This window comes from Bradyrhizobium sp. (assembly GCF_052389815.1).
Classification (GTDB): domain Bacteria; phylum Pseudomonadota; class Alphaproteobacteria; order Rhizobiales; family Xanthobacteraceae; genus Bradyrhizobium.
Map to the genome: position 1 here is coordinate 1 of NZ_JBQTHN010000146.1, position 8,984 is coordinate 8,984.

General features: G+C 64.3%; 8 protein-coding genes. All 8 read right to left on the minus strand.

Going from position 1 to position 8,984, the window contains the following annotated elements; genetic code table 11:
- Positions 1-624: ABC transporter ATP-binding protein (locus ACT4OC_RS22630; protein ID WP_444841262.1), on the minus strand; the 624-nt coding region annotated here is incomplete at its 3' end.
- 7 nt (positions 625-631) lie between these two features.
- Complete coding sequence (locus ACT4OC_RS22635) at positions 632-1,912, minus strand: lipoprotein-releasing ABC transporter permease subunit (RefSeq protein ID WP_444841263.1); 1,281 nt, start codon at positions 1,910-1,912, stop codon at positions 632-634.
- A gap of 168 nt (positions 1,913-2,080) precedes the next feature.
- Entirely contained in the window at positions 2,081-3,400 is a 1,320-nt protein-coding gene (proS, locus tag ACT4OC_RS22640) for a proline--tRNA ligase (protein WP_444841264.1), read from the minus strand.
- A gap of 162 nt (positions 3,401-3,562) precedes the next feature.
- Positions 3,563-4,075, minus strand: coding sequence for a copper chaperone PCu(A)C (locus ACT4OC_RS22645; RefSeq protein ID WP_444841265.1), 513 nt, complete (start codon positions 4,073-4,075; stop codon positions 3,563-3,565).
- Positions 4,076-4,107: 32 nt separating this feature from the next.
- On the minus strand, positions 4,108-4,605 hold the full coding sequence (locus ACT4OC_RS22650) for a TlpA family protein disulfide reductase (RefSeq protein WP_444841266.1): 498 nt from the start codon (positions 4,603-4,605) through the stop codon (positions 4,108-4,110).
- Positions 4,602-5,819 (minus strand): sialidase family protein, encoded by a 1,218-nt coding sequence (locus tag ACT4OC_RS22655; protein WP_444841269.1) that lies wholly within the window; start codon positions 5,817-5,819, stop codon positions 4,602-4,604. The genes ACT4OC_RS22650 and ACT4OC_RS22655 overlap by 4 nt, the downstream gene beginning before the upstream one ends.
- A 17-nt stretch (positions 5,820-5,836) precedes the next feature.
- The gene (locus tag ACT4OC_RS22660) at positions 5,837-8,230 is read right to left on the minus strand and encodes a TonB-dependent receptor family protein (RefSeq protein ID WP_444841267.1); all 2,394 of its coding nucleotides are present in this window, start codon (positions 8,228-8,230) and stop codon (positions 5,837-5,839) included.
- A gap of 85 nt (positions 8,231-8,315) precedes the next feature.
- Entirely contained in the window at positions 8,316-8,678 is a 363-nt protein-coding gene (locus tag ACT4OC_RS22665) for a DUF2946 domain-containing protein (RefSeq protein WP_444841268.1), read from the minus strand.
- Positions 8,679-8,984 lie beyond the last annotated feature (306 nt).

An 8,984-nucleotide genomic window follows, 5' to 3' on the forward strand; every position in this document is an offset into this window, starting at 1 on the left:
GGTCGCGATCAGCATCGCCACCCGCGTCGCCCGTACCAGCTGCATCAGCGCGTTGAACACATGATCCGCCGTGTGCGGATCGAGATTGCCGGTGGGCTCGTCCGCCAGCAGCGCCCGCGGCGCATTAGCGACCGCACGCGCGATCGCCACCCGCTGCTGCTCGCCGCCGGAGAGTTCCGCCGGCCGGTGGGTGACGCGGTCGCCGAGACCGAGATAGGTGAGTATTTCCGTCGAGCGCTTGACGGTTTCGGAACGTTTCAGCCCCCGGATCATCTGCGGCAGCATGACGTTCTCCAGCGCGGTGAATTCCGGCAGCAGCCGGTGCGACTGATAGACGAAGCCGATATCGGAGCGGCGGATCTGGGTGCGGTCGGCGTCGCTCAGTTGTGACGTCGGCGTCCCACCGACATAGACCTCACCGTCATCGGGCGATTCCAGCAGGCCGGCGATGTGCAACAGCGTGGACTTGCCCGAGCCGGACGGCGCCACCAGCGCCACCGACTGACCCGGCCACAGCGCGAGCTTGGCGCCATCCAGGATCGTCAGCGTGTCCTCGCCCTGACGGTATTGCCGCCTGATCTCGTGAAGATAGATGACCGGTACGTCTTCCGCCCCCTGCTCCATCTGTCCCTCACTCGTACCGGAGCGCGTCGACTGGATCGAGGCGCGCGGCGCGCCACGACGGATAGAGCGTGGCGAGGAAGGACAGGGTCAGCGCCATCACCACCACCGCCGCGGTCTCGCCGAAATCGACCTCCGCCGGCAGGCGCGACAGGAAATACAGCTCCGGCGAGAACAATTCGGTGTTGGTGAGCCAGGACAGGAAACGACGAATCGACTCGATGTTCATGCAGATCAGCAGCCCGACGAGGAAGCCTACCAGCGTGCCGACCACGCCGATGGCGGCGCCCGTGATCAGGAATATCCGCATGATCGAGCCTTGGGAGGCGCCCATCGTGCGCAGGATCGCGATGTCCTGTCCCTTGTCCTTCACCAGCATGATCAGGCCGGAGACAATGTTCAGGGCCGCCACCAGCACGATCATGGTCAGGATCAGGAACATCACGTTGCGCTCGACCTGCAGCGCGTTGAAGAAGGTCGAGTTGCGCTGCCGCCAGTCGACCAGGAACACCGGCCGGCCGGCCGCCTCCGTCGCCAATTTTTTGTATGTGTCGATCCGGTCGGGATTGGCGGTGAACACCTCGATCGCGGTGACGTCGTTGTTGCGGTTGAAATAGGCCTGCGCTTCCGGCAGCGGCATGAACACGAATCCGGCGTCATACTCCGACATGCCGATCTCGAACACGGCGGCGATCTTGTAGGGCTTTATCCGCGGCGTGGTGCCCATCGGCGTCACTGCCCCCTTGGGCGCCACCAGCGTGATGCTGTCGCCGGCATGCAGCGACAGCTGGTCGGCGAGCCGGCGGCCGATCGCGACACCCTGGCCTGCGTCAAAACCCTCGAGCGAGCCCTGCTTGATGTTCTTGGCGATCGAAGTGAGGTTGTTGAGGTCTTCCGCGCGCATGCCGCGCACCAGCACGCCGGAGGCGTTGAACGCCGAGGACGCCAGCGCCTGGCCGTCCACCACGGGCGCGGCGAGCCTGATGCCCTGCACCTGGCTGATGCGGTCGGCGACGTCCTTCCAGTCGGTCAGCGGCGACTCCAGCGGCTGCACCAGCAGATGACCGTTGAGGCCCAAAATCTTGTCCAGCAGCTCCTTGCGGAAGCCGTTCATCACGGCCATCACGATGATCAGCGTGGCGACGCCGAGCATGATGCCGAGGAACGAGAAGCCGGCGATGACGGAGATGAATCCTTCCTTGCGGCGCGCCCGCAGATAGCGTCCCGACAGCAGCCACTCGAATGGCGCAAAAGGTGCAGTGCGTTGCGGCTCTGTCATGGTCTCATCCATAGCTTGATAATCCCATGATTCGGGCCAAATGTGGCCGCAATGGCCCGCGCGCGGTGGATAATGAACGCCCGGAGCCTCGGTTCTGATTGAATCAGAACCGAGGCTCCGGATTCTTGATTTGACGCGTTTTCTTCACGCGAACCGGTATCCACTTCGCTCGAAAACGCTCTACCCGCTCAGCCGCGCGACGACGTCGGCCGGGCTCATGCTCTCGCGCGCGCCGTCGGCGCGCCGTTTCACCTCGACCTTGCCTTCGGCAAGGCCCTTGGGGCCGACCAGGATCTGCCAGGGGATGCCGATCAGGTCGGCGCCGGCGAATTTGGCGCCGGCACGCTGGTCGGTGTCGTCGTATAGCAGGTCGACGCCCTTGACGCCGAGCTCGCGATAGAGCTTTTCGCAGGCTCCATCGACCGCCGCGTCGCCCTGCTTCAGGTTCAAAATGGTGGCGCGGAACGGGGCCACCGCTTCCGGCCATTTGATGCCGGCATCGTCATGACAGGCCTCGATGATGGCACCGGCGAGGCGCGAGACGCCGACGCCGTAGGAACCGCCATGGATCGGCACCTCCACGCCATCGGGACCGGCAACCAACGCCTTCATCGAGTCGGAGTATTTGGTGCCGAAATAAAAGATCTGGCCGACCTCGATGCCGCGGGTATGCAGGCGCTTGTCGGCCGGCACCTCGGCCTCGAAGCGCGCCGCGTCGTGGACGTCTTCGGTCGCGGCATAGACCGAGGTCCACTGCTTGATGATCGGGGTCAGATCGCCCTCACAGTCGACGTCGTCGGCGGGGATCGGCAGGTCGAGCACACTTCTGTCGCAGTAGACGCCGGACTCGCCGGTCTCGGCGAGCACGATGAACTCGTGACTGAGGTCGCCGCCGATCGGGCCGGTTTCGGCGCGCATCGGGATCGCCTTCAGGCCCATGCGGGCGAAAGTGCGCAGGTAGGCGACGAACATCCTGTTGTAGGCGCGGCGGGCGGCGGCCTCGTCGAGGTCGAAGGAATAGGCATCCTTCATCAGGAACTCGCGGCCACGCATCACGCCGAAGCGCGGACGCTGCTCGTCGCGGAACTTCCACTGGATGTGATAGAGATTGAGCGGCAGGCTGCGGTACGACTTGATGTAGGCGCGGAAGATCTCGGTGATCATCTCCTCGTTGGTCGGACCGTACAGCAGCTCGCGCTTGTGGCGGTCGGCGATGCGCAGCATTTCCGGACCGTAAGCATCGTAGCGGCCGCTCTCGCGCCAGAGGTCGGCCAGCTGCAGCGTCGGCATCAACAATTCGAGCGCGCCGGCGCGGTCCTGCTCCTCGCGCACGATCTGCTCGATCTTCTTCAGCACCCGGAAACCCAGCGGCAGCCAGGCATAGATGCCGGCGGCCTCCTGCCGGATCATGCCCGCCCGAAGCATCAGCCGGTGCGAGACGATCTCCGCCTCCTTCGGATTCTCTTTCAGGATGGGCAGGAAGAACCGCGACAATCGCATGGGTGTTGGCTCGAGGGATTCGGGGGAAACGGGTGACGCAGTCAAACCGGATTGCCCGGCAAAACACAAGGCCGGGGCCCGTCAAAAAGCCGCCATACGGGCCGATTTCCTGCGGTTTCCGTGCCTTCGCCTTTCGCTTGGCGCGGCACGAAACAATCGCGGCTACTTCTTCATCATGTGTCCGGAATGCCCGGAGTGATCGCCGCCGCCCGGAGCCTGCGCGCCGACGCCCTGCACGTCCAGCGACACGTTCACCTTGCCGGCCTTCTCGAACTGCAGCGTCAGCGGCACCTTGTCGCCCTGTTTGAGCTGGCCCTTCAGGTTCATCAGCATGAGGTGGTAGCCGCCGGGCCCGAGCTTGACGGTCTTGCCGGGATCGATGGCGAGGCCCTTGTCGAGCGGGCGCATCTTCATGATGCCGCCTTCCATCGCCATCTCATGGATTTCGACGCGGCCGGCGATGTCGCCGCTGCCGCCGACCAGCCGATCGGCGGCCGCGCCCTTGTTCTCGATGGTGAAATAGCCGCCGGCGACCTTGGCGCCTGCAGGCGTTTGCCGGCTCCACGGCTGGCTGATCAGGAGATCGCCGGCCTTGACGTCTTCGGCGCGAACGGGCGTCGTGATGACGGCTGCGAGCATGGCGGCGAGTGCAATCGTCCGGGTAAGTTGCTTCATGATTTCCTTCTTTCGCATTCCAGGGGCTTGTTTCATTTCTTCGCGGCGAGCTGCCGCTCCGACCATTGCTCGAGGTCCGCCATCTCGGCCGAGCCTTCGATCGTCGTCATCTCGCCTTCACGGGTGATCAGCAGCGTTCGGGGAATGTCACCCTGCCAGGTCGGATCGATCTCGAAACGCAGGCGGTCGGCAAAGCCGTCGAATATCCAGTTTTCGGCCAGCGCCAGACCCGATCGCTCCAGCATCGCGCGCGTGGCCTCCGGCAGGTTTGGAACGAAGTCGGCGCTGATCGTCACCATGTCGATGCCGGGGTGATCCTTCATGAACGCGCCGAGCTGGGGCAGTTCGACCTTGCAGGGCCCGCAGGTCACGCCCCAGAAGTGGACGATGGTCGGCCGTCCCGCATGCGCCTTGGTCAGCTCGTGCCAGCTGCCCCGCCCGAACGGCTTGAGCTGTGTCTGCGAATCCCGCGCCGGTGCGGGCACCAGCAGCGCCAACAACAGAACGAGCGCGAGAAATTGCCGTTTCACGACTCGTCCCCGATCGGGATGAAGCGATAGCCGTCGGCTTTCGTCATCCAGGAAAGATAGGTTCTCCGTCCGTCCGCAACCAGCAGCGGATGATCGGAGCTGTCGGCAGTCCCCGCAACGGCGCGCGGCTTGCTCCAGCTTTCTCCGTCATCGCCCGAGGTCATCAGATTGACCGTGGTCCGCTCCCCGTCGAACTCCTTCCAGACCATTGCCAGCCCGTTCGGTCCCGCAATCACCGACGGCCGGGATGGATTCCTGTTCGCCTGCCCGATGGCAAGCGGCAAGGAAAAACTTCCGCCACCGTCGCGCGAATGGGCGTAGAACAAGCCCTTGCGCGCCTTGCCGTTGGTGAACCATGTGACGTGATAGGTGCCGTTCGGCGACACGGCAAGGCTCGGTCCGTGGTGCGGACATGCCGCGATCTGCCAGTCGTCCACCGCGACGCGACGTGGCTCGCCGGGCGTGGCGGCATCGCGGAAGGCGATGACGGCGTGATCCCGGATGCCGCCCTCGAAGATGTTCCTGAACACCACGACTGGACGGTTCGACGGATCGAACGCCAGCGCGATGCGGCAGCATTCGCAGGTGTTGTCGATCGCCATCCGCGCGTCCGAATAGCTCGCCCCACCGTCGCTCGAGGACGCGAAGAACAGCGCGGCACCTTCGTACTTCCTTCCCGCCTCCCGGGCCGGAACGCGGTTGCGCTTGTCGAGCCAGGCGGCAAACAGCGCGCCATTGTCGTCGAAGCCGATCGCTTCGAAGCGCTGGCTCTCCTTGCCCGCCGTAATCGGCCGGACGGGGGCAAAGCTCTTGCCGCCGTCGTCCGATCGCGTGGCGAGCACCTGACCGTTGAAAGCCTTGTCCCTGAAGATGGAGAACGCCAGCGCGATGCCACCCTTGCCGTCGATTGCGATCTTCGGGCGAGCATCAGGCCCCCAATCGAGATCGAGCGCCTCCGGTGTCGCCGCGACCGGCCGCGAAAAGCTCTTGCCGACATCGCCGGAGCTCGCGACGGAAATCTTGCCGCCGGCCATCCAGGCGAGCCACAGCGTTCCGTCCGCCGCAAACGCCGGCGTCACCTTGGTGGCGCAGCGCAATTCAGGCTCGTTGCAGGCGGCATCGGAGCCGTGCTGGTGATGCATTTGCGCGCTTGCGACTCCCTGCCAGAGGGCGAGGGCCGCAGCTGCGGTGAACGTCGTTCGAAGTATCCTCATCATCGGGTGCATCTCGATCACCGGAACGCAATCTTCATTCCCGCAACGAACGCCCGCGGCGAGCCGGCATGGATCGATCCTGTGCTGTTCGCCAGGACGCTCGCGGGATTTTGAACGCCTGCCGCAGTCACCGTATTGCCGATGTTGTTGGCCGAGGCGAGGTAGGTGCGGTCGAACAGGTTGCGCACCTCAAGGAATACGCTGAGCGACTTCAGCGTTTCCGAGGCAAGATCGGTCTTGTAGCGCACGTTGGCGTTGACCAGCTCATAGCCCGTAGCCTTCAGCAAGTTCGCGTTGTCCATGTAGAAGGAATCCTTCCACACCACCTCGACGAAGGCGCCGAGTCCGCGCAGCGGCCCGGAGGTCTCATCCCATGACAGCCGCGCCGTCAGTTCGTTCGGCGAGATGCCGGGAATCTTGTTGCCGGCGCGATTGAAGCTGTAGGTCGCACCATTGGTGATGTTCTCGACATATTCGGTATAGAACTGGTCGAGATAGGTGTAGGCGGCGGTGAAGCGCCAGGTCGGCAGGAAGCGCCAATCTGCGGCCAGCTCCACGCCGCGATGCTCGGACCGCGGCGCGTTGAAGGTAAAGCTCGCGTTCGGCGCTCCGGCAGGCGTCGCCTGCGTGACGAGCTCGTCGCGGAAGAACTCGTAGAAGCCGGTCAGGCTGACCTTCAGCGATTTGTTCGGCGTCCAGTCGGCGCCGAGGTCGTAACCGAGATTGCGTTGCGCATTCAGTTGAGTGTTGTTGCCAAACTGGCCGCTGGACACAACGAATAGGTTGCCGACCTGCGGCGTCCCGTAGCCGGTCGCGGCCCTGGCGCGGAATTGCCATTCATCGTTCGGTTTGAAGAAGAGCGCCAGTTCGGGCGCCGTGTTCTGGAACTGCCGGTCGGCACCCGTCAGGCGGGTCGTCGTGATTCCTGCGGGTCCCGTATAGGTGTAAGCGGTGTTCAAGCCCCGCAGATTCGTATTCTCCCATCCGATGCCGGCAATGGCAGTGAGCGTCGGGGCGAGCTTCATCTCCTCGCGCGCGCGAAATCCCCAATTGGTGTGCGAGGCGGTCGTGTTGGCGCTTATTCTCCCAAGAGTCGCACCGCCACCCGGCATCACGTTGAACGTATCGCTGGACCAGGGCAGCGTGTTGTAGAAGCCGCCGACATAGGTCGTCGTGTCCATGCCGAGGATTTCACCGCGCCGGGTAACGTCACTGATGAAGTTGTAGGAGGCAAAATCGCCGATCCCGCTCGTGGTGCCAGTCGGCTGATTGATGTTGCGGTCGTCGAACACGAACTGGTTGCGCCAGGTTGTCCGGTTGTCGAAATCGTGCTCCCAGCGGCCGCCGACGATGGTGCGGCGATCATCGCGGCCAAGGCCAGCGACGATCGCGGTCACCGGGGTCCGCGGCCCGTTGAATCCATTGTTGAACAGCGACACCGTTCCGCAACCCGGCGTACCCGACGTCTCGCATCCCGCCTGGAACGGGTTCTGATGGAACTGGTTCAGCGAGAGCCGGATCGGCAGCCGCGTGGCAAGGTGGTTGTGGATCAGCTTGAAGGTCAGGCGGTCGTCAGGCGTCGCGTGCAACGTGCCGAGGAAATTCACCGTCTGCGTGTTGAACCAGCTGTTCTGGATGTAGCCGTCGCCGCGAACGTCGCTGCCAAAGAACGAATACTCGAAATCGCCGACCTTCTTCCCCGCCGTGAAGTAATTGTTGAGGTAGCCGAAGCTGCCGCCATCGACGCCGTACTCGAATCCGTCGATCACACGTCCGGGCCGCGTGCGGAAGTCGATCGCCCCGCCGGTCGCGTAGTTGCCGTAGAGCGCCGACGACGGCCCTCGGATCACGTCGATGGCGCCATAGGCGTGCGGGTCGATCAGGTCGCTGCGGGACAGCCCGTCCGGCTGGGTGACGGGAAACCCGTCGTCGAAGATCACCATGTTGCGGATGCCGAAGCCGTTGCGGGCGTTGGAGCCGCGGATCGAGATGCCGAAGTCGCGCGGCCCGTTGCCCTGCTTGATGGAGATGCCGGGGCTATCGCGCAGCACGTCGGCGACCGAGAAGGCTGGCCGGTTCTCGAACTGGCTGCGGTCAATCGTCGTGCCGGTCTGGCCGTTCGGCACCAGGGAGAAGTTTCCGATACCTACACCGCTTGTGTTGATCACCACGACGGGAAGCCGGTGCTCGTTCGCGTCGGCCGGCTGCTGCATTCGACGCGGGCCCGCGACAGCAGCGCCGGCGCGCCTGGGCGCAGCGTGCCCTGCCTGGGCCTCGCGCGGCGCCTCGACATTGATGGGCGGCAATGCCGCTGGTTCGGCGTTCTGGCCAAGGGCCGGCTGCACGGGTGCGATCCAGGCCACGAGGATGGCAAGGATGCTCACGCCAATAGGGGCATGATACCTGGACATGGAAGTTTCCTGACGCCGGCGCTGTCGCCGGCCACTCACGGGCATTCACCGGCACGGCAAGCCGATACCGGTGGCGAGGTTCGGGTCAGGAAAGGGACGGAGGAGCGCGCGCCTGCTCGGGGGAACCGGCACGGGACGTCGCCGGATCAAGCGCCAGCTCGCGCCAGACCACCGAGGCGACCTGGCGTTCGACGGCAAGGACGGCGGCGCTCTGCGGCGGGTCGACGGGAGCGCCGGTGTGGAGCACGCCGCAAAGCGCGCAGCAGCCGCTTTGGGCGCCGGATGGGTCTTCCTGGCTGGTCCCGCCGTTGCCATGGCAGATCACCGCAACGCTCAGCGGATCGGAAGCGGCGATGGAGGCAGCCCAGCAGGAAGCGATCGGCGCGAAGACCTGCACCGCCAGCGCAATCAGAACTATGGGCAGAAAGTTCTTCAGCCGCCTGCGCATTGCTACACCCGTTCGGGGCCAGAATAACCACCTGCAGAGTGCGAAGTCGAGGCGGGGTTCCCTGGATTCTCCGGCATGCGGCCATGAGATATTGGATCGGCACCAGGGGGTCTTGTCATAGCGCAAGGTGCACCGGAATTATTGTTCGGCTCGCCCCTTATCCCCTTACTCCGGCACGGGTTTTTCCTCCGTTTCCTGCAACCACCGGTCGCACAATTCCAATCATTTCGCAGTTTGCTGGAATTTTGAACAATCGTTGCTGAAATTGGTGACAAGACGCAAAAGATGGTCTACCAAAGCGGCCTC